This window comes from Pseudomonas sp. TH31 (assembly GCF_016650815.1).
Classification (GTDB): Bacteria; Pseudomonadota; Gammaproteobacteria; order Pseudomonadales; family Pseudomonadaceae; genus Aquipseudomonas.
In genome coordinates, this window is the sequence record NZ_JAEKEZ010000001.1 from 132,577 (window position 1) to 152,865 (window position 20,289).

At 55.8% G+C, this 20,289-nt stretch carries 17 protein-coding genes; 8 read left to right on the forward strand and 9 right to left on the reverse strand.

Annotated features, from left to right (window positions below):
- Positions 1–67: 67 nt before the first annotated feature.
- Entirely contained in the window at positions 68–1,159 is a 1,092-nt protein-coding gene (locus tag JFV26_RS00645) for an AraC family transcriptional regulator (protein ID WP_201188802.1), read from the reverse strand.
- Between the two features lie 406 nt (positions 1,160–1,565).
- Here JFV26_RS00645 and JFV26_RS00650 point away from each other — a divergent pair, with 406 nt between their 5' ends.
- The 7 genes from JFV26_RS00650 to JFV26_RS00680 all read left to right on the forward strand — a co-directional run bounded on the left by JFV26_RS00650 (position 1,566) and on the right by JFV26_RS00680 (position 10,166).
- Positions 1,566–2,207 carry a TetR/AcrR family transcriptional regulator gene (locus JFV26_RS00650; RefSeq protein ID WP_201188804.1) on the forward strand — a complete coding sequence of 214 codons (642 nt, stop codon included), beginning with the start codon at positions 1,566–1,568 and terminating at the stop codon, positions 2,205–2,207.
- 119 nt (positions 2,208–2,326) lie between these two features.
- Positions 2,327–3,358 (forward strand): AraC family transcriptional regulator, encoded by a 1,032-nt coding sequence (locus tag JFV26_RS00655; protein WP_201188805.1) that lies wholly within the window; start codon positions 2,327–2,329, stop codon positions 3,356–3,358.
- A gap of 160 nt (positions 3,359–3,518) precedes the next feature.
- Positions 3,519–4,823 carry an alginate export family protein gene (locus JFV26_RS00660; RefSeq protein WP_201188807.1) on the forward strand — a complete coding sequence of 435 codons (1,305 nt, stop codon included), beginning with the start codon at positions 3,519–3,521 and terminating at the stop codon, positions 4,821–4,823.
- Positions 4,824–4,967: 144 nt separating this feature from the next.
- Positions 4,968–5,849: a 5'-nucleotidase, lipoprotein e(P4) family gene (locus JFV26_RS00665; protein ID WP_201188809.1), complete on the forward strand. Its 882-nt coding sequence runs from the start codon at positions 4,968–4,970 to the stop codon at positions 5,847–5,849.
- A gap of 119 nt (positions 5,850–5,968) precedes the next feature.
- A complete protein-coding gene (locus tag JFV26_RS00670) occupies positions 5,969–7,309 on the forward strand; it encodes an OprD family porin (protein ID WP_201189005.1) in 1,341 nt (446 codons plus the stop codon).
- 518 nt (positions 7,310–7,827) lie between these two features.
- Positions 7,828–8,724, forward strand: coding sequence for an alpha/beta hydrolase (locus JFV26_RS00675; protein ID WP_201188811.1), 897 nt, complete (start codon positions 7,828–7,830; stop codon positions 8,722–8,724).
- A 146-nt stretch (positions 8,725–8,870) separates the two neighbouring features.
- On the forward strand, positions 8,871–10,166 hold the full coding sequence (locus tag JFV26_RS00680; RefSeq protein ID WP_201188813.1) for an NAD(P)/FAD-dependent oxidoreductase: 1,296 nt from the start codon (positions 8,871–8,873) through the stop codon (positions 10,164–10,166).
- A gap of 32 nt (positions 10,167–10,198) precedes the next feature.
- On the opposite strand, the gene JFV26_RS00685 is transcribed toward JFV26_RS00680, so the two are convergent.
- A complete protein-coding gene (locus JFV26_RS00685) occupies positions 10,199–10,999 on the reverse strand; it encodes an SDR family NAD(P)-dependent oxidoreductase (protein WP_169369657.1) in 801 nt (266 codons plus the stop codon).
- A 380-nt stretch (positions 11,000–11,379) separates the two neighbouring features.
- On the opposite strand from JFV26_RS00685, the gene JFV26_RS00690 reads away from it, so the two are divergent.
- On the forward strand, positions 11,380–12,279 hold the full coding sequence (locus tag JFV26_RS00690; RefSeq protein WP_201188815.1) for a phytanoyl-CoA dioxygenase family protein: 900 nt from the start codon (positions 11,380–11,382) through the stop codon (positions 12,277–12,279).
- 274 nt (positions 12,280–12,553) lie between these two features.
- On the opposite strand, the gene surE is transcribed toward JFV26_RS00690, so the two are convergent.
- From surE to JFV26_RS00725, 7 genes are all read right to left on the reverse strand, one after another.
- Positions 12,554–13,525, reverse strand: coding sequence for a 5'/3'-nucleotidase SurE (gene surE / locus JFV26_RS00695; RefSeq protein ID WP_201188822.1), 972 nt, complete (start codon positions 13,523–13,525; stop codon positions 12,554–12,556).
- Positions 13,526–13,983: 458 nt separating this feature from the next.
- Positions 13,984–15,255, reverse strand: coding sequence for an OprD family porin (locus tag JFV26_RS00700; RefSeq protein ID WP_201188824.1), 1,272 nt, complete (start codon positions 15,253–15,255; stop codon positions 13,984–13,986).
- A gap of 73 nt (positions 15,256–15,328) precedes the next feature.
- On the reverse strand, positions 15,329–16,534 hold the full coding sequence (gene mhpT, locus JFV26_RS00705; protein ID WP_201188826.1) for a 3-(3-hydroxy-phenyl)propionate transporter MhpT: 1,206 nt from the start codon (positions 16,532–16,534) through the stop codon (positions 15,329–15,331).
- 83 nt (positions 16,535–16,617) lie between these two features.
- The gene (dmpG, locus tag JFV26_RS00710; RefSeq protein ID WP_201188828.1) at positions 16,618–17,637 is read right to left on the reverse strand and encodes a 4-hydroxy-2-oxovalerate aldolase; all 1,020 of its coding nucleotides are present in this window, start codon (positions 17,635–17,637) and stop codon (positions 16,618–16,620) included.
- Between the two features lie 10 nt (positions 17,638–17,647).
- Complete coding sequence (locus JFV26_RS00715) at positions 17,648–18,583, reverse strand: acetaldehyde dehydrogenase (acetylating) (RefSeq protein WP_201188829.1); 936 nt, start codon at positions 18,581–18,583, stop codon at positions 17,648–17,650.
- A 32-nt stretch (positions 18,584–18,615) separates the two neighbouring features.
- Positions 18,616–19,410 carry a 2-keto-4-pentenoate hydratase gene (gene mhpD, locus JFV26_RS00720; RefSeq protein WP_201188831.1) on the reverse strand — a complete coding sequence of 265 codons (795 nt, stop codon included), beginning with the start codon at positions 19,408–19,410 and terminating at the stop codon, positions 18,616–18,618.
- A 14-nt stretch (positions 19,411–19,424) separates the two neighbouring features.
- On the reverse strand, positions 19,425–20,288 hold the full coding sequence (locus JFV26_RS00725; protein WP_201188833.1) for an alpha/beta fold hydrolase: 864 nt from the start codon (positions 20,286–20,288) through the stop codon (positions 19,425–19,427).
- Between the last annotated feature and the right edge of the window lies 1 nt (position 20,289).

Below are 20,289 nucleotides of genomic sequence, written 5' to 3' on the forward strand. Positions count from 1 at the left end.
GCTGGCGATTTTTTATCAAGCTCCGATCGTTGATCGGAGCTTTTCTCGTTCTACCGGTCAGGTTGACTCAAGTGTGCCTTATGCTCGGAATGCTCGATGATCGACTATTGCCTGCAATAGCCTGCAGACCAATGGGCATGCAGTCGATCTCTCGATTCTGCGAACGAAACGCCTTGGGGCCAGTGCCAGTCCAGCGCTTGAAGGCATGACGAAAATTTGCAGCGTCGCTATAGCTGAGTTTTTCGGAGATGGCTTCAGTCGTCATTGGGGTGTCAAGCAGATAACTGATGGCCAGCTTTCTGCGAACACCTTCAAGGATCTGGTTGTAAGAGGTCTGTCCCGCTTCCAGGCGCCGTCGTAATGTACGGGGAGACAGGTGCAGTTGGTCAGCGATTTCCGGGAGGGTGGGAATGCGCTGGGTCGATGACAACAGGATCCTTTGCACTTGATAACACAGGTCATAACGTTGGCTGATTTCCCGAAGCTGGTGTTTGCACAGGGTTTTGCAGGTGTTATGGGTGATGCTGTGAGACTGCGGCAACGAGGCAACCAAGTAACGGGTGTCGAAACAGATGCTATTTTCCGGGCTGTTCAGGGTCACAGATGTTTGCAGTAAACCGCTGATGGAGTCGGCATCCTGTTCGCTCCCACTGACGTTCAAAGTGACCCGGGCTGGTGCGAAGTCCTGTCCCTGAATATCTCTGAGCAGCGTGAGCACTTTTGCGGTTTCCAGCAGCCCACAGCAGTATTTGTCCGCACCAAGTAAGGAGAAATGGTCGACCAAAGTGATTTTTGTCAGGCCATCCTGGTGCCCCAGACGCAGCTGTTGTTTCAAGTTCATCAGCAAGGCGAAGTCATTGGCAATATTGATTGCCTCTTCCAGCGTTGCGCTGCTCAGCAGTGTAAATCCGACCATGCCGTAGGCGGTCAGGTGCAACTGCTGGCCGACCCGCAGCGCCAGTAATGGGTCCTTGATGGCGGAGCAGCAGGAGGAGAGGACCATGAAAAGCTGATTCAAGGAGACCCTGGTCGAAGGCTCATCCAGGGCCTGTTGTGTGAGCGCGGCGCTAGCAAGGCAATCTTCCACCGTATCTGGCCGATGTTTGGCGAGCGCGACCACGGCGAGGAGTTCGGCAGTCGAGAAAACCTTGTCGTCCAAGGTGATGGGTGACGTGTGTATTGAGACCATTTCACAGCCCTCGTCGATTGATCGCGTGCAAACCCTGATCTGATTGGGTTCCATCAGTCAGGAGCCGATACGGATTACTCGGTTATGGCGGGCCGGGGAGGGTGATGATCACAGTTAAGAAAAATCGCTACAGACTGAACGCGGCGATTAATCGCTCTGATTGCTCGGTCGTGTTTGACGCAAAAATACGCATAGGTCGATTGACCTATAAAATACGGTCGATTGACCTATGTCAAGCGAAGGAACTAAAATTCGTTGCAATCTTGTCGGGTGGGCGACGTCAACCGGACGTTGCAGGGACTACCCTTGCGTCTGGACCGGGCCCGAGCAAACTGGCATGTTCATGAAATTAATTTGAGTCTGGAGGGAGCGTCTAATGCCGACGGAAACTGCACGAGCCGAGTCGTTGTTTGAGAGAACGGCGAGTCCTCGCGAAAAAAAACGCGTTCAGCGTATTGAAGACATCATAGAAGTCGCCGCGAGCATTTTCGTCAGCGACGGCTATGCGCAGTTTTCCGCCCGCAAAGTGGCGAGCGAACTGGGCATCAGCCTGAGCAACCTCCAGCACTACTGCGGGACGACTGAAAACCTGCTGGCGTCGATGATCAGGGCCAAAATAGAGAGTTTCGTCACGCTTTTTCACGATATCGCCAGCAACACCGCGATGCCGCCTCAAGAGCGCTTTATGGCAATACTCGATGGAGACATGGCCGCCACGCTGGACCCATGGATTGCTTCGTTTTCATTTCAGGTCTGGGCGTTGGCAGAACATGATGAGGTTGTAAATGCCTTGCTGAAGAGGATTTACGGTGATTTTTGCCAGACACTCAGCGAGTTGATTGTGGAAGTTAACCCTTCGATATCGCTCGAGAAAGCTAGGGTTCACGCGATCCTGATCGCCTCTCAAATCGAAGGCGTAATGTTTTACAACAAACAGATCGGAGCCGAGTCGGTGAGTTGGGACACCCTGCTCGATACCATGAAAACGTTGTGGTTGAAGACGATCCTCGAGGGGTGATTTTCAAGGTGTGGAGATCGGCCAGTCCCACCTGCTTTATTGGTCATTTGCCACCTGTTTGATGGCAAAGGCCAAGCCTACCCTTCCTCTCAAGATTGTTATCGAGGGGGATCCACGTCATGGCAATGTCCACGGATCAAGAGATTGATCGGATGGCTACGCTGCACTTCATCGCACTGGTGGACTCACTGGTTTGTGAGACCGGACATGCAACCGAAGCGCTTTTGCAGGGTGTCGATCTCAAGGTTGAAGAGCTTCATCAGGGCCTGAAACTCATTACATCTGCTCAGGAATTCTCGATTCTGCGCAATGCCTTGCGTCTGACGGGTGACAGGCATCTGGGGCTGGTGCTAGGCAGCCGATGCAAGTTGGCGTCCTATGGGATTTTCGGATTCACTCTGCTTTCCAGTAGCAATCTCAGAGCGGCACTGGCCTTGTTGTTTGAATACCCGTTGCCGCTCGGCACGGGTTACGTCCTGAAATTGACCGAAGTCAACGGCGTTGCGACGCTCCATATCAGTGACACCTTCGAGATCGAAGCAGAACTGCGTTTATTGGCCGTCGAGTTCTGTTCGATGGCATTGCAGAGGCTGATAAGCGACCTGCTCTGGAAAGACCTGCCATTGCTGGCCGTCAATATTCGCGGTGCTACGAGCGCCGACTGCACTGCCTATCAAGCCCATTTCAAGTGCCCAGTGTCGATTGGGCCGGGTTCGTCCTGTGCGCTAATGTTTGATGCTCGCTGGCTCGATCTGCCATTGCCGTGGGCTCATCCGGCAGCGCACGGTGAAATGCAGAAACAGTGCTCTGAATTGAAATCCAACCTTGAGGTTCCGCGTAATTTTCTGAGCAATGTCCGTTCAGCCATTTGCGCCCAATTCGACAAGTCTCCAACCCTGACGAATGTTGCCGACTCCGTGGACTGTTCGAGCAAAACATTACAACGTCATCTGCGCGCCGCCGGTACAAGTTTCAATGAGGTGCTGGGTGAACTGCGTTATGAACGTGCGCAAAAATTGCTGTTGCAGCAGGTGCCGGTGGCGCGGGTTGCCGAGCAACTCGGTTTTAGCGAGTCGGCGGCCTTTCGCAGAGCCTTTCAACGCTGGAGTGGCTGCACGCCCTCCCAGTATCGATCTCGTATTCGGCACTGATGTGTCGCTGCCAGGCTGGATTGATCTGTGTCTTGTTCGATCCCCTTTTTGACCCGTTTGCGCCTTTAGCCCTTTGCCACTAACTCAGACAATCCTTATCAAGTCGCCAGTGGTTGGTGCGTGATTTTTCACATCATGGCTATTGAGAAAGGGGCAGGTTATGAAAGTTTCGGTTCGCTATTTGGCTGCGGGCGTGGGGGCCTTGTACGCGGGTTCAAGTTTTGCTCTTGAGAGCTTCAATATTGGGGATGTGCTCGTAGAACCCTCGGTGACGTTGGGCGCTGCCTATCTGGATCACCACAATCAAGACTTTGGTGCGCGTACAAGCAGTATCGGTCTTGAGGTTGATCGTTCCTCCAGCCGCTTTGAAGGCTTCGTCCTGCCGGCACTGAAACTTACGGGTCCACAGACTGCCTACGGCACGATGTTTGGTGGCGTTTCTGCCGTAGGCGCGATGACCCGAGGTGGCAGCGATGCTGGCGGTTTCACCCACGGCGACCCGGAATCCATCGGCCTGGAAACAGCCTTTGTCGGCTGGAAAAGCGGTGATCTTTTGTCTGGCCTTGGGAAAGATGCCATTTCGCTGAGTGCCGGCTCGCAGAACTTCATCATTGGCGATGGCTTCCTGATTGGGGATGGTCACGCCGACCAGGGCAAAGATGCGGCGGCCTGGATTGGACCACGCACGGCCTTCAAGCAGGCTTACCTCGCGCAACTTAACACCGGCAAGATTCACGCGGACCTGTTTGATCTGACTGCTACGGCCGATCTGGACTACGCGGACTACAAGGAAAACCTGCGGATGCGGGGTGCCAACCTTGAGTGGCGCGATACCCTCGGTACGCTTGGCGCCACCTACTACCACACGATGGATGCTGATAACGCCTTGCGTGACGGCGTCGATGTTTATGATCTGCGCGCCAAGGGCACACCGATTGCCAGTCTGCCGCAGATAGGCGTAGCCGGTGAATACGTATGGCAGAAGGGCGGTGATGCAAACAAGTCGGCTCACGCCTGGTACACCCAATTGAGCTACACCTTCACCGATCTGCCTTGGACTCCCACTCTGAGTTATCGCCGCTCCGAATACTCCAGCGACTATGACGCAATGGCCTATGGCTACGGAGGAGAGTATGGCACGTGGTACCAAGGCGAGATCGTCGGGGAGTACATGCTGTTCAACAGCAACGAAAAAATCGACTTGCTTAAATTGACGGTTAAACCCAGAGAAGATGTGACTGTCGGCCTGATGGGTTATCGATTTACCCTGGATAAAGCGCCTGCTGGTGTCGACAGCCGTGACTTTGCCAAAGAGTTGGATATGTACGCGAACTGGAACGTAACTCCGGCGCTTACTGTGAGCGCATTGTATGGTGTTGCGTTGCCTGGTGACGCTGCGAAACAGAGTTTTGGTAACAACAATACCTCGCAACTTTTCGAAACGCTGGTGACGTGGAGTTTTTGAGTAAGTTAGTTCTGTCGCGTGATGTTGGGCTGCGGCCCAACTTCAGAATCAGCGCGAGCCAGTTGTATTGAAAGTCTGAATCTATTTGGTGGATAAGCAATGGGCAATTCGGTCAAGCGCCGTTTTTGATAAAGGATGGAGTATATGATGAAGAAAATCACTCGGGTTTTAGGTTCCCTTGCGCTGGCTTGTTCGCTAGTGACGGGGTCGGCATTGGCGGAGGAAGTGGCCAGTGAAACAAAAAAACCGCCTTTGGAAAGTACGACTGGCATAAAGTCGAGTGGCTTCGAAAATAACAATGTCAATGCACTTCTGTGGCTTCAGAAGTCGGCGGAGGCACGAGCACTGTTCTATCAGGCCTTCAATTTAGGTGACATGATCCTGGATAAGGCGCTGGCGGATAAAAGCTATAAGAAAAAGCCGGCAGTGGTGGTAGATATTGATGAAACCATTCTGGAAAACGGCCCTTACCTGGCGCTGCTAGCGCTTGAAGGAACGGACGATTACCCATTCTGGGACGAATGGACCGATGTTGCGGATGCAGCCGCAACGCCGGGTTCTGTTGAGTTTCTCAATGGCGTAGCCAAAAAGGGTGTGGATATATTCTACGTGTCCAACCGTTATCTGGAGAACGTTCCGGGAACCCTGAAAAACCTTAAAAAACTCGGGTTCCCTCAGGTCGAGGAAAGTCATTTGCTGTTCATGGATAGAAATGGCAGCTCGACCAAAGAACCGCGCAGACAGAAAGTTTCACAGACGCACGATATCGTTCTGTTGATGGGCGATAACCTTATCGATCTTTCTCAAGCCTTCGAAATGCCAACCAGCGAAGAAAGAAACAAAAAAGTTGACGAGTTAAAAGATCAATTCGGAAAACGCTTGGTAATACTGCCCAACCCGACCTACGGCTTCTGGCTTGACCATCTTCAAGAAGGGTATGGGAAGATGAATGCCGAACAAAAGCGCAAGGCAAGACTTCATGCGCTTGAGTACTGGAAAACCGATCTGCTAAAAGTTTCTCGCTAACCCTTAATCATCAAGTGCGCGCCGGAATAGGCGCGCGGCTTAGCGGTGCTCTTTGTTGACAACTACAGCGTATGAATGAGCAGAGCCATCTATAAGGCCAACGAGTTGAGGTGGATAAAATGACACAAAAGGTACAGTCTTTTAAGCAGGGGCTTATTGCGCTGGCAGTTACCATCGCAGTGCCAGAATTGGTAGAAGCTGATGAACGTGCGAACACTTCACCCGTCCCAAAAGGTTTTGTCGGTGATAGTAGTTTTGAGCTGCTTTTGCGTAACTACTATTTCGGCCAGAACAATACACGAGGGGCAAAAGACAAAAAGGATTGGACGCAGGGATTTCTGGCCACCTACAAATCAGGATTCACCGAAGGGCCGATTGGATTCGGCTTCGATGCCTTTGGCTATTTGGGGGTGAAGCTCGATGGCGGAGGTGGGACCACACGTACCGGTAACCTGCCGATAGGGCGTGATGGAAAACCGGAAGATGACTACGGCCATGCCGGCGGGGTCTTGAAAGCCCAGGCTTCAAAAACCTTATTGAAGTGGGGGCAGATGCAGACAACTGCTCCGGTCTTTGCGGCAGGCGGAAGCCGCCTCATGCCACAGATGGCGACAGGTTTTAATCTGCTCAGCAAGGAGATTGAAGGGCTGGATCTTGAGGCGGGACATTTCACCGCGGGATACGGGCCGACGACGACCAGTTCCAAAGGCGAGTTGTTTGCTTACTACGCCAACAAGACGACGCCCAGCGTCGATTTCGCCGGTACCAAGTACAAGATAAATGACGTGCTGTCCGCCTCGCTGTACGGGTCCCAGTTCAAAGATATCTGGAATCAGTATTACGCAGACCTGAACTACCGTCAGCCGCTGTCTGATGGACAGACGTTGGCGGCGAGCTTCAACATCTACAGGACGTTGGACGAAGGAAAAGCCGAAGCAGGGGACATCAACAATACGTCTTGGTCCCTGTATACCGGTTACACATTTCTTACCGCCCATACGCTCTCTCTGGCCTATCAGAGCGTGCGAGGGGATACGCCGTTCGACTATGTAGCTTTCGGGGATAACGGGGCGGGCGCGTATGGCGACTCGATTCTCCTGGCCAACTCTGTCCAGTACTCTGACTTCAATGGCCCCGGAGAAAAGTCCTGGCAGGCACGTTATGATTTGAAATTCGATACCTACGGCGTTCCGGGTCTGAGCCTGATGGCGCGCTATATCAATGGCAGAGGCATTGATGGGACGAAGATGGATGAGGACAGCCCTTATCAGGTCTACGGTTACGGTAAGGATGATCGAGAGCGTGAAACCAACGTCGAGCTCAAGTATACGAAGCAATTAGGTCCAGCCAAGGTGCTGCTGCGTGCCCGCCAGGCCTGGCACCGCGGCGATGCCGAACGAGCAAAAGTCGATCGCAGTGAAATACGCTTGATTGTCGACTACCCCATCAAGTTTTTGTAGGTTTCGGATTTTTCGATTCGTTGGTTTCAGGGCCGGGGTGTCTTATGACTCCCCGGTTTTTTGCGCCTGTAATGCCCTTTTGGGCGCGATGAATGGCACAAAAAAAGGCGTCCAGAGGACGCCATAAAATCACCTGAACCAAGGGTATTGCCAGGTGAACCCGAACGAAATGGTGGAGCGTTGGTAAGGCGCAAATTTCGTTGGGTCTCGCAGGAGAGCGAGTGGATCTACTTTAAAACTAACCGTGATTTTCTAAAGGTGCAGCGTGGCCAATGGTCGGTGATGGATGGCCAGTTTGTTGTGTATCGACATCTCATCTTTATTTGATGCAGTGGCGTAATGAGAGGAACACGCTGATTTCGGTTCCCCCCGAAGGCGTTTGAGCTGGCCGGATGATCCATGCATTTTGGCCGCGACGCACCTGTGAGGCAGTAGCCACCATCCCGATACTTTGAACAGCTATCCGGTTCGCCAGTCGAGACCGGTCAGTTCATTTTATCGACACAGGGGCCTGACAGATGCGCACCGATATAAGCTTTAAAACAACCGACGGCTTGACCTTGAAAGGGTGGCTGTTTACGCCGGGGGACAATTTCAAGGCGCCTTATCCGACGATCGTCATGGCTCATGGTTTTACGGCGGTCAAAGAACAATATCTGGATAAATACGGCGAGGCCTTTTCCCGTGAGGGCTTCGCTGTGTTGATCTATGACAACCGCAATTTCGGTGCAAGCGAAGGCCAGCCACGTCAGGAGGCCGATCCGCTGCTTCAGGTTCGTGATTACCGCGATGCAATCAGTCACGCCAGCACGCTCGACGTCGTCGATGCGCAGCGTATTGGCGTTTGGGGCTCAAGCTACAGCGGTGGTCACGTACTGCAAGTTGCAGCGTTTGATCGTCGGGTTAAATGCGTCGCCTCACAGGTGCCAGCCATCAGCGGTTCCATGGACGTACGTTTCGCTATCCGTCCCGACCTGCTCCCAGGTGTGATCGACTACTTTGAGCAAGATCGCGCCGCTCGTTATGCCGGTGAGCCGCCGATTGTCATGGAAGTGGTGAATGAAGATCCGAAAAGTGATTGCGCCTTGCCAGGTCAGGACTCTTACGATTACTTCATGGATAGCCACCGCGCCGTTGCCCCAAGCTGGCGCAACGAGGTCACGCTCAAAAGCATCGAACTGTTGAACGAGTACGAACCGGCTTACGCAATCGACCGCATCAGCCCAACCCCACTGCTGATGATTGTGGCGAAAAAGGACACCGTTACCGTTCCGGATCTGGCACTAAAAGCCTACGAGCGAGCGTTGCAGCCCAAGCAGTTGATGCTGCTCGACTGCGGGCATTTCGATCCCTACTTGAGTGAATTCCCGGCCTCAAGCTCGACTGCGGTTGAGTGGTTCAAACAGCACCTCTGACTTCACGCGATGAGTGTTCACCTGTTGCACTTTCGAAGGCAATGGGTGAGGGACTCTAACGGGTCATACCACCAGGCATGTTCCTGGATTGTGGATAGACCTGAGGTTACGACTTCAGGGTGAACAGTGCATTTGGGGTAATCGTATTGACTCACCGTATCGTTATCGTCGGCGGCGGCGCTGGCGGGTTGGAATTGGCAACTCGCCTGGGTAAAACCTTGGGTAAATCGAACAAGGCCCACATTACGTTAGTGGATGCCAACCTTACCCATATCTGGAAACCGCTGTTGCACGAAGTCGCCGCGGGTTCTCTGAATCCTTCGGTTGATGAACTCAACTATGTGGCCCAGGCCAAGTGGAATTATTTTCACTTTCAATACGGGAGGATGAGCGGACTCTGCCGTGAAGACAAAAAGATTCGATTGGCGACCAGCATCGATGGAACCGGCGAACCCATCAGTGACGAGCGCGAAATAGCATACGACACGCTGGTATTGGCGGTTGGAAGTCAAAGCAACGACTTCGGTACAAAAGGGGTCCAGGAGCATTGTCTTTTCCTGGACAGCCGCGCTCAGGCTGAGAGGCTGCACAGAGCGCTGCTGAGTCGTTACTTGAGTGGGCATGCCTCCAACGCGGCACAACCTTTGCGCATCGCCGTCGTAGGCGCTGGCGCGACGGGTATTGAGCTGTGTGCCGAGCTGCACCACGCCGTACGCCTGATGCAAGGTTATGGCGTGCGAAAGGCCTGCCCGGAAGACTTGTGCATTACCTTAATCGAAGCGGGGCCGCGAGTTTTACCGGTACTGCCGGAACGCATCAGCCAGGCTGTTCATCGTGAACTGCACAAGATCGGCGTGGAAGTGTTGAGAAACTCTGCGGTCAGTGAAGTTACTGACGACGGATTAACGATCTGTGGTGACGAGTTTATTCAGGCCGATATTCGGATCTGGGCAGCGGGGATTCGTGCACCGGCCTTTTTGCAAGATATTGATGGTCTCGAAACCAACCGGATCAATCAGTTGGTGGTGCAAGGAACATTGCAGACTACCCGCGATGAGTCGATTTTCGCGCTGGGCGATTGTGCCGTGTGCCCGATCCCGGAGACTGAAGGCCGTACTGTACCGCCGCGCGCGCAGGCCGCTCACCAGCAAGCAGAGTTGATGGCACGAAACATAGCCTTGCGCATCGCGGGCAAGGCCCTGCGGGAGTTTCATTACAAAGACTACGGGACACTGATTTCTCTGGCTTCGTTTAGCGCAGTAGGCACCTTGATGGGCAACCTGACCGGCAGCCGATTTGTTGAGGGTTTGCTGGCCAGGGCGTTTTACCTTTCCCTGTATCGCATGCACCAGGCTTCGTTGTATGGCGTGCGAAAGGTGATCTTCATGATGATCGCGGACCTGCTGCAAAGGAAGGTTCGGCCGCGCTTGCGTCTGCATTGATAAAAATCCCCTCGTTAGAGGGGATGTGAACCTCAGACCGAGTAGCGGGAAAGGGTTTCACCGCCGTCGATGCGCACTAGCGCACCATGGATGTAACTTGAGCGCTCGGAGGCGAGGAACACCGCTAGATCGGCAACATCGTCGATTTCCCCCCAACGCTTGAGTGGAATCGTTTCACTAAAGTCATCGACATAGCCGGGCTGCTCCATCAAGGCGCGAGTCAGGGCGGTTTTGGCATACGTCGGACAGATACCGTTCACGCGGATGCCTTCGTGGCCGTATTCGATCGCCAGGCAACGCGTCAGGTTGGCCTGGGCGCCCTTGGAAACGTTGTACACAGATTGCCATGGGTGACCCTGCAGGCCTGCGGTGGACACCAGGTTGATGATGTTGCCGCCCCCGCCTTGGTGCAGGAATGCCCTGACTGCGGCTTGGGAGCCGAAGAAAGTGCCTTTCACGTTGACGTTCAGGCACAGATCCAGTTCTGCCTCAGAGAACTCATGAATCAGTTTGCCGTCGCGATAGACGCCGGCATTGTTGATCATGATGTCGATTCGCCCGAACGTCCGGGTGGCTGCTTCGACGAGTGCCGTCAAGTCGCTGCTGCGGGTCACGTCGCAATGCTGGAACAGCGCTTGGCCGCCACGTTGAGTAATCAGCTCGGCCGTTGTCAGCTCAGGTCGCTCGTCGAAGCCGCCAGGATTGCTCGCCTCGCTGATATCGCCGATCACCAGATGAGCGCCTTCCTCGGCCAGTTTCAACGCGATGCCTCGACCGAGCCCCGTGCTCGCGCCGGTGATCACTGCGACTTTTCCAGCCAGTTTCATATCCATTCAAGGGTCCCTTGTAGTTGTGAGTTCATGGGCTACGCCTGCGCGTTACCGGTGAACTCAGGGTAGAGCGGCCTTGACGGTGGCGAACAGGTGAGCAAGGGCCAATTTCCCGCTGCTCAATGGTCATGTCCTGAGCGGACGTAGCGCAAGGCGTCATCAGCGGTTGAGCGTTCGCCTTGAACACCGTGATGACGTGTCGCATACGATCCCCTTTTTGACCCCTTTGCGCCTTTAACCCCTGCGACCTTTGCCCGGACAATCAATGGCAAGCCATCCCGATTGGCTGGATACATCAAGAGTGAGTCTCAGTGCTTTGCACGTATTTTCCTGTTGTCGATCGCCTGAGAAAAACCACCCACCCCATCCAGAGGAGTACATTCATGTCCAAGCTGTCCCTTGTGACCCTGCCGGGCAACGCTTCGGTAGAACAGGTCGTTGAGATCATCGAGCGTGATGGCGGTGTCATCATTGCTGACTTCATGCCCAATGATGTCCTTCTTGAACTCAACGGGCAGATCGATGCGGCGCTCGATACCTCCAGTTTTGGTCATGAAAACGTTTTCGTTGGCACATCGACCCGCCGTGCAAGCCGATTGTTTGCGCGCTGCAAGCGAATGGTGGATGTCGTGATGCACCCTTTGTATCTGGGGGCAGCACGCAGAATCCTGCAAAAACCGGTGGACGTATGGTTCGGCCAGGAGCGGACGACCATCACCCCGCAAATTCAGATTGGTATGACCCAGGCAATCCAGCTTCACCCAGGGCAGGGTAAGCAACCGCTGCATCGCGACGATACGAGCTTCCTTTGGCGTCACCCGCACTATGGCCGTGAAGCGCGGTTGCAGATCATGCTGGCGCTAACTGATTTCACCGCGGCCAACGGTGCCACTAAAGTGATTCCTGGTAGCCACAAATGGGACGACGAGCGTTGCCCCATGCCTGAAGATACTGTCGATGCTGAGATGGCTGCTGGTTCCGCTTTGTTGTTTATCGGCTCGACCTATCATGGTGGTGGTACCAATGCCAGTGACAAGCCTCGCACCGGATTGACTATGGCTCTCGACCTGGGCAGTGTCCGTCAGGAAGAAAACCAGTATTTGTCTGTGCCGTTTGACACGCTCAAGCAGTTGCCCAGCGAAGTGCAACGTCTGCTGGGGTGGGATGCGGGTGACAACTACATGGGTTGGATCGAGACGGGGGGGAAGCTGGTGAGCCCACATACTTTCCTGCAGGCTGATAATGTTCCTGAGGCATTGGGGTTGATCAGTACAAATCGCTGACAGACCACTTACATACTGAAAGCCAAGACTGAATGATTGCAGTTTTGGCTTTTTTTATTTTCAGAAAGTACCATTGTGTTCTGGGATGGCCTGCCGCTGATGTAAAAAGCGTTCGAGGACACCTGGATGATCACAAGTCCAAAGTGCGGGGAATCACTTGAACAGCATGCTCGATAGGGAGCAGGGGGATGCAAGTGTAAGTTATTTCTCAAGCAGCACACAGAGACATATAAAAATGTCAAATGGCCAAAGAGTGGCCATTTGAATACAGAAGCTACTTCGATAGTTTCAAGCTTGAAGCATTCCAACCTGTGGCCGGCGGTACACCATAACTTGAATCAATCAGGGTGACAGCGGCGTAGCCTTGCAGCAATGCACCAACGTCAGTCTCTGTGTTTTCTTTATCTCCAGTAAATGAATATCCGATTTCATAAATGCCAGGTGTTTTTTGAGCATAGGATGTAGTGAATGAATCCTTCGTTGCGAGAGACGTATACTTGGTACCTTTCGCTTCGTGCCTTGGGTAGTTGACGTTAAGCACGGTGTGTTGCGGAAGCAGGGCGTTTTGATCGGCGTTATTAATCAGTGCTCTGACAAGGTTAACCAAATAGGCAGATGCGTGGCCAAAGTCAGGCGTCTCAGTGCTGTTAACATCATAATCACCTCCGATCTCCTGGCTGATCGCAATGGCGGGAATACCTTCTTTTGCGGCTTCAAGAGCGGCACCAAATGTGCCCGAGTTGCTGACCGTTGATCCGGTATTTTGACCGGAGTTTGTCCCTGCGATCACCAGGTCTGGCTTTTTATTCTCAAACACAGAGGAAAGCCCAAATAGAACAGAATCTGCGGGAGAGCCAGGAACCGCACTGCTACCTTCACCGGCGGTTGTTCCATTTTTTACAGGGCCCACGGACCATACATTCGCATTTTTATACTCTGGTGATTTGGAGAGGTCAGGATGAACAGCGGAAATTTTACCCCAATATGTCTTTCGAGCTCCTGAGCCAGACTGTCCGTTAGAAGGCGCCACCACAGTTACAATGTGGCCAGCTTTAGTCAGCGCAGCGTAAGCGGCTCTAATTCCAGGTGCATTCCAGCCATCATCATTGGTTAGAAGTATACGGAGATGCGTTGACTGAACCCCCATTTTAAGTGGCTCGGTGGCCGTCTCCGATGCCATGCTGAGACCGGTGAATAATGTGGAACTCAACATTGCAGACAATAGAGTTAGTTTTGTATTGTTCATTCTGGTTCCTTGGGTTGGTTAAGTATTTGGTGAAGTATGATTGATAACTATGCGGGTACTGTGTTTAGTCGATGGGGTCGATAAAAACTCACCCTCTGGCGTGCTCCCCGTTATCTTCAATCTGTTGAAAATTATGTAGGGTCGGAAATTCGAAAAAAGGCGAGAACAGGCCAAAATAAGAGATCGAAAAAGACACAGGTCGGCGCCACGAAATAGTTAACGCAGACAATTTCCAGAAACATCAAGTAACTCTTTATTTTGCTCACTACGGATAGCATTCAATTTCGGCGATGAGGGCCGTAAGGTATTGCACTTTCCCATCGCCTGGCGTTGATCCAGCCTGATTGCTCCGGAAGTACTTTGCGAAGCTCACCCCATGGCGAAAAAGAAAAGCTTACAGTCGAGGGGCTCTGGGCGGAGTCTTTTGTCAGGCGGACTTCCATTGCTTTATATGAAACTCACCATAGCTTCCATGTGTAATCGACATTCACCCGTAGCTCATTGTCGTCCCTGTGGCTGGCCTGGGCGGTGAAGTCGTTGCGGTACCAGGCGTTGCGCACGCGCAGGGCCAGGCCCTTCAACGGTGTGCCCTGCAGCACGTAGGACAGTTCGATATCCTTTTCGCTTTCTGTCAGGTTGGAGCCGCCCAGCTTGGACAGTTCAATATTGTCGCCGCTCACGTAGCGCAGCATGCCATTGAGCCCCGGCAAGCCCATGGCCACGAAATTGTAGTCATACCGTACCTGCCAACTGCGCTCCTTGGGGTTGAGAAACTCGGAGCTCAGCGTGCCTTCGGTGATGACGAGCGGCTCGGTGCCGAACAGGTAGGGCATGGCAGTCTTACCGGTCAGTTGCATGTAGCCGGCACCGAATTTGTGAGCGCCCACGGCGTACGTCAGCATTAGTGCCGCATTACGGTTGTCTACCGGGCCGGCCTTGGCTGCGCCGTCTTCCCCGGTGACGAACAGACGAAAGTCGCTTTTCAGGCTGCCGGGGCCCATCGGACGAGTATCGACAAAGCCGTAGAAGTCCTTGCGGTACAGGTCTGCGAGCTCCGCGTGGTAATACTTCAATGTCAATTGCGGCGACCAGGCATAGTCGCCGCCGAGGAAGGAAAAACGGTCCGACTCGGCGGCACCATTGAAGCGTCCGTTGGGTGAGGCCACCGACATCTTCTGGTAGTTGGTGGAGTCACGCAGGTTGATGCGGTCCAGCCAGCCGACATGCAGGGTCAGGTTGTCGATTTCCTGGGACTTGAGGTACGCGCCACGGAAGGTCTGTGGCAGCAAGCGGGTAGGGCTGGCGAAGGCGATTGGCAGGAGCGTACTGATGGTGCCCAGTTGCAACTCGCTTTTCGATGCCCTGACCTTGGCGGTCAGGCCCAGCTCCGAATATTCACTGGCCGGTTCCCGGGTGGTGGGGTTGTACGGCAGCAAGCCAGTGCCCGTGCGATCAGGCGAAGAGTCCAGGCGTACACCCAGCAACCCCGAGGCGTCCAGACCGAACCCCACAGGTCCTTCGGTATAGCCCGAGCGCACGTTCAGGATGAAGCCTTGCGCCCACTCACGGGCAGCTGCCTGGGGCGTGGCATTCACGTAATTGCGATCGAAGTAGTAGTTGCGCATCGTCAGATCAGCGTGGCTGTCATCGACAAAGCCGCTGGCGTAAGCCTGGGTAAAGGTTAAAACGCAGGTGCAGGCGCTGAGCGCACGAAGAGTAGTCTTGAGCATGCCGGTGTTCACTTTTATTGTTGTTGGGGGGTGAACCCGCACCGCTTGGGTACGGGGTATTGCGAGTGGGTTGTCAGTCAGGCTGAGAGCCGTTGCGTCGTACTGACAGGTAAAACATCGCCAATGCCGCGATGACAATCCCCGGTGCCGAGGCCATCATCACCCCGGTGGTACCGGTGCCCAGCGCAAGCATCTTGCCGGCTACCAGCGGGCCGCTCATCGCCCCCAGCCGGCCAATGGCGACCGCGCTGCCTACGCCCGTAGCGCGCACGGACGGGCGATAGAAATGCGGTGCCAAGGCATACAGCACGCATTGCCCGCCGGTGGCAAAAAAACCGGCGACGAAACCGGCCGCGAGCATGCTCTGAAGTTGGCTGGCCATGCCCAGCGCGGTCAGCGAAGCGAGAATGCCGATATAGATCAGCGCCGACAGAGCCCAGGCCGGCAGTCGGTCCATCACCCAGCCCAGCAGTAAAGTCCCGGTCGCGGCGCCAAGCTGCAGGGCAAACATCACCCAGCTTGCTGATCGGGCGCTGAAACCCTGGCCGACCAACAAGCTCGGCAGCCAGTTGATCAAGATGTACACGACCATGAGGGTAAAGAAATAACTCACCCAGATCATCGCGGTCGGCAGTGCTGCGCCCTCGCGGAACAGGCCCCGGACCACGCCGATGGGGGCGACGTCCTGGACGCTGCGAAACTGCGCCGACTCCGGCAGGTAAAGCCCGAGCAGCGGCGCGATCAACAGCGGAACCAGCCCGCCCACGCAGAACACCACCTGCCAGCCACCGGCTAATTGAGCGATACCAATGCTGGCCGCCACCGCGGCACCCAGCGGCACGCCGCAATACATCAGGCTCACGGCCATGCCACGCAGGCGCGGGCCAGCCACTTCACTGGTCAGTGCAATCAGGTTGGGCAGGGCGGCACCCAAACCCACACCTGTGAGGCAACGTGCAACCAGCAAACTGTTGAAGTCCCAGGCCATGGCCGTGACCAGCGAGAACAGCCCGAACAGGGCCACCGACGCCATCAGCACACGTTTGCGGCCGATGCGGTCGGCCAGCCAGCCACCCAGGAAAGCACCGGGCATCAGGCCGAAAATCCCGGCACTGAAGACCCAGCCCATGTGTAATTTATCCAGTTCGAAAGCGGCCGCCATGCCTTGGGCGGCGATCCCGGAGGCCTGCAGGTCAAGGCCTTCCATGAGGGCGACGAGGAAACACAGACCGATGGTCCGCGTCATGTGCAGTGGCGTTGTCTGGTTGAGCGTTGTCATGGGCAGTACCCGTTTTATTGTTGTAATGGGCAAAACAGGGCCGACTGACCGCTGCGTGGGCGGCCAGTCGGGGTGATGCCTGGTTAGCGCTTGAGCAGATCCAGTGCGACGTCAACGATCATGTCTTCCTGACCGCCGACCATCCGCCGTTTGCCCAGTTCGACGAGGATGTCGAGGGTCTTGAGGCCGTACTTTTCGGCGGCGATTTCGGCGTGGCGCAAGAAGCTTGAATAGACACCGGCATAACCCAGCGCCAACGTCTCGCGATCGACACGCACCGGACGGTCCTGGAGCGGGCGAACGATGTCGTCGGCGGCGTCCATCAGCGTGTAAAGGTCGGTGCCGTGGTTCCAGCCCAGGCGCTCGGCGGCGGCGATGAACACTTCCAGCGGCGCGTTACCGGCCCCGGCGCCCATGCCGGCGAGGCTGGCGTCGATGCGGTCGCAGCCTTCCTCGACGGCGGTGATCGAGTTGGCCACGCCCAGGCTCAAGTTGTGGTGGGCATGCATGCCGGTCTCGGTTTGCGGTTTGAGCACAGCCTTGAACGCACGAAAGCGGTCGCGGATGTCCTGCATGTTCATCGCCCCACCGGAGTCGGCCATGTATACGCAGGTGGCGCCGTAGCTTTCCATCAGCTTGGCCTGAGCGGCCAACTGTTCGGCCGGGATCATGTGGCTCATCATCAGGAAACCGACGGTGTCCATGCCCAGCTCGCGGGCGTATTCGATGTGCTGTTTCGAGACATCCGCTTCGGTGCAATGGGTGGCGATGCGCACCACCCGGGCACCGGCGTTGTAGGCCGCTTTCAGGTCGTGGACCGTACCGATGCCCGGCAACAATAAGGTAGTGATTTTGGCGTGACTGATCACATCGGCGGCGGCTTCGATCCACTCCAGATCGGTGTGCGCCGCAAAGCCGTAGTTGAAGCTCGAGCCTTGCAGGCCGTCGCCGTGGGCGACCTCAATCGAATCGACCTTGGCCTTGTCCAGGGCGCGAGCAATGTCCTGCACATTCTGGATCGAATACTGATGGCGAATCGCGTGGCTGCCGTCGCGCAAGGTCACGTCGGAGATGTAGAGTTTTTTGCCAGGATTAAAAGTCATGTCGATCTCCTCAGGCGTTCAGCATCGACTGCGCCATGCGCTCGGCGGTGGCCAAGGCTGCGGAGGTCATGATGTCGAGATTGCCGGCGTAAGCCGGCAGGTAATGGGCGGCGCCTTCGACTTCGAGGAACACCGAGGTCTTCAGGCCCGAAAATTTTCCAAGGCCTGGAATGTTCAATGGTGCGTTTTCAGGGATCACGTCGAACTGCACTTTTTGTTTAAGGCGATAGCCCGGCACGTAGGCCTGCACGGCAGCGGCCATTTTTACGATGGAGGCCTCGACCTCAGCCTGATCGGCTGCCTCAGACAACACGAACACCGTGTCGCGCATCATCAGCGGTGGCTCGGCCGGGTTCATCACGATGATCGCCTTGCCCTTGGCTGCACCGCCGATCACCTCGATGGCTTTTGAAGTGGTTTCGGTGAATTCGTCGATATTGGCGCGGGTACCGGGGCCGGCAGACTTGCTGGCAATCGAGGCGACGATTTCGGCGTAATGCACCTTCGCCACGCGCGACACCGCGGCGACCATCGGGATGGTCGCCTGGCCACCGCAAGTGACCATATTGACGTTGAGCCGGTTGAGGTTCTGCTCAAGGTTGACCACCGGAACGCAGTACGGACCGATGGCCGCGGGCGTCAGGTCGATCAGTCGGATGCCGGGTTTGATCGAGCGCAGGAACGCATCGTTCTTCACATGCGCGCCAGCACTGGTGGCATCGAAGACGAAGTCGATGTCTTTGAACACATCCATGCGGGTCAGGCCTTCAACGCCTTCATGGGTCACCGCCACGCCCATGCGCTGAGCGCGGGCCAAGCCGTCAGAGGCCGGGTCGATGCCGACCATGACCGCCATTTCCAGGTGCGTGGCGTTCCGCAGCACCTTGATCATCAGGTCGGTGCCGATGTTGCCGGAGCCGACGATGGCGACTTTGAGTTTTTTCATTGTTATGACCTCTATTGCACGCAAGTTGCCGATCACTCGGCAGTGAACTCCACACCCACCCGACCGATGCCTTCGATCTCGGCCTCGAAACGGTCACCGGCAGCGACTGGCACCATCGGTCCGAGTGCTCCGGTGAGAATGATGTCGCCGGCCCGCAACGGATCGCCCAGGCGCGCCATGGTGCGGGCCAGCCAAACGGCCGCATTGAGCGGATGACCAAGGCATTCGGCGCCGCTGCCGCTGGACACTTTTTCACCATTGCGGGTCATGCACATGCTGGCTTGGCGCAGGTCGAGCCCGTCGATATGTCGAGCCGGCCCTCCCAATACAAAGCAGCCACTCGAGGCGTTGTCCGCCACGGTATCGACGAAGCGGATGTTCCAGTTCTGCACGCGGCTGCCAACGATTTCCAGTGCCGGGACGACCCAGCCAGTGGCCGCCATCACGTCGGCAAACGTGGTGTCGAGGCGGGGCAGATCGCGTTCGAGGATCAAGGCGATTTCGGCTTCGATTTTGGGTTGCAGCACGCGGCCCAGCGGCACGCTTTCGTTATCGCCGTAGCACATGTCGGCGAACAGCGTGCCGAAGTCCGGCTGGTCGACGCCCAACTGCGCCTGCACTTTGGGGTTGGTCAGGCCGATCTTGCGGCCGACCACGCGGCGGCCGTTGGCCACGCCGTGGGCGACGTTGAGCCGCTGGATGGTGTAAGCGGCCTCGGCGTTGTCTTCGCCGATTTGCTCGCGCAGTGGCGCGATGGCTTCGCCGTCAGCCTCGGCCTGGCGCAGGTTAGTGGCCAGTCGTTCCAGGGTGTCTTGAATAAGGGTCATGTCAGCCTCGGTGATCAATGGGTCAGGAAGTCCAGGACCATGCGGTTGAAAGTCTCGGCGTGTTCCCACTGGGCCCAGTGGCCGCAGCGATTGAACACATGCAGTTGAGCATGGGGCAGGCCGGCCAACAGGCGCAGGCCAGTGTCCATGGGTACGAAGCGGTCTTCGCGGCCCCAGACGATCAGCGTTTGGGTGGTGATCTCGTGCAGGCGATGGCTGAAATCCGGAAACTGCTTGGGGTTGAGGGTGCTGCTCTTGACGAAGTTTTCCAGGTGGTCGCGGCGCGCAAGGATATTGTCCAGGCGGGTCTGGAACAGTTCGTCGGTCATGCTGCTGGCGTCGAAAACGAAGACGTTCATCATCTTCTTCAGGTTTTCGATGGTCGGTTCGCGGTACAACGCGCCGATCAGCTTGATGCCCTCGGTAGGCTGTGGGACGAAGGCGCTAGGGCCACCGGTGCCGCCGCCCATCAAGACCAGTTTGCCGATGCGCTCCGGGTAGGCGAGGGCAAACGCCACGGTGCTGTGCCCGCCCATGGAGTTGCCGATGATGTGCACGCGGTCCAGATCCAGCGCATCGACCAAACCCTTGAGGGCCTGGGCGTTGAGGTCCGAACGCGAGCCGTCGCAAACGATCGGGTCGCTTTTGCTCCAGCCTGGGCAGTCCATGAGGATCACGCGATAACCGGCGTTCACCAGCGGTTCGATGTTGCGGTGGAAGTTGGCCCAGCCGCTGGCGCCGGGGCCGGAGCCGTGGAGCATGACCACGGTTTCGGTTCCCTGACCCACGTCGTTGTAATGCAGTTGCAGGGCCAGTTCACCTTCCTTGATACGGGCAAAACGGCTGGTGGACGCTTCGGTGAATGCAGTGGCAGTCATG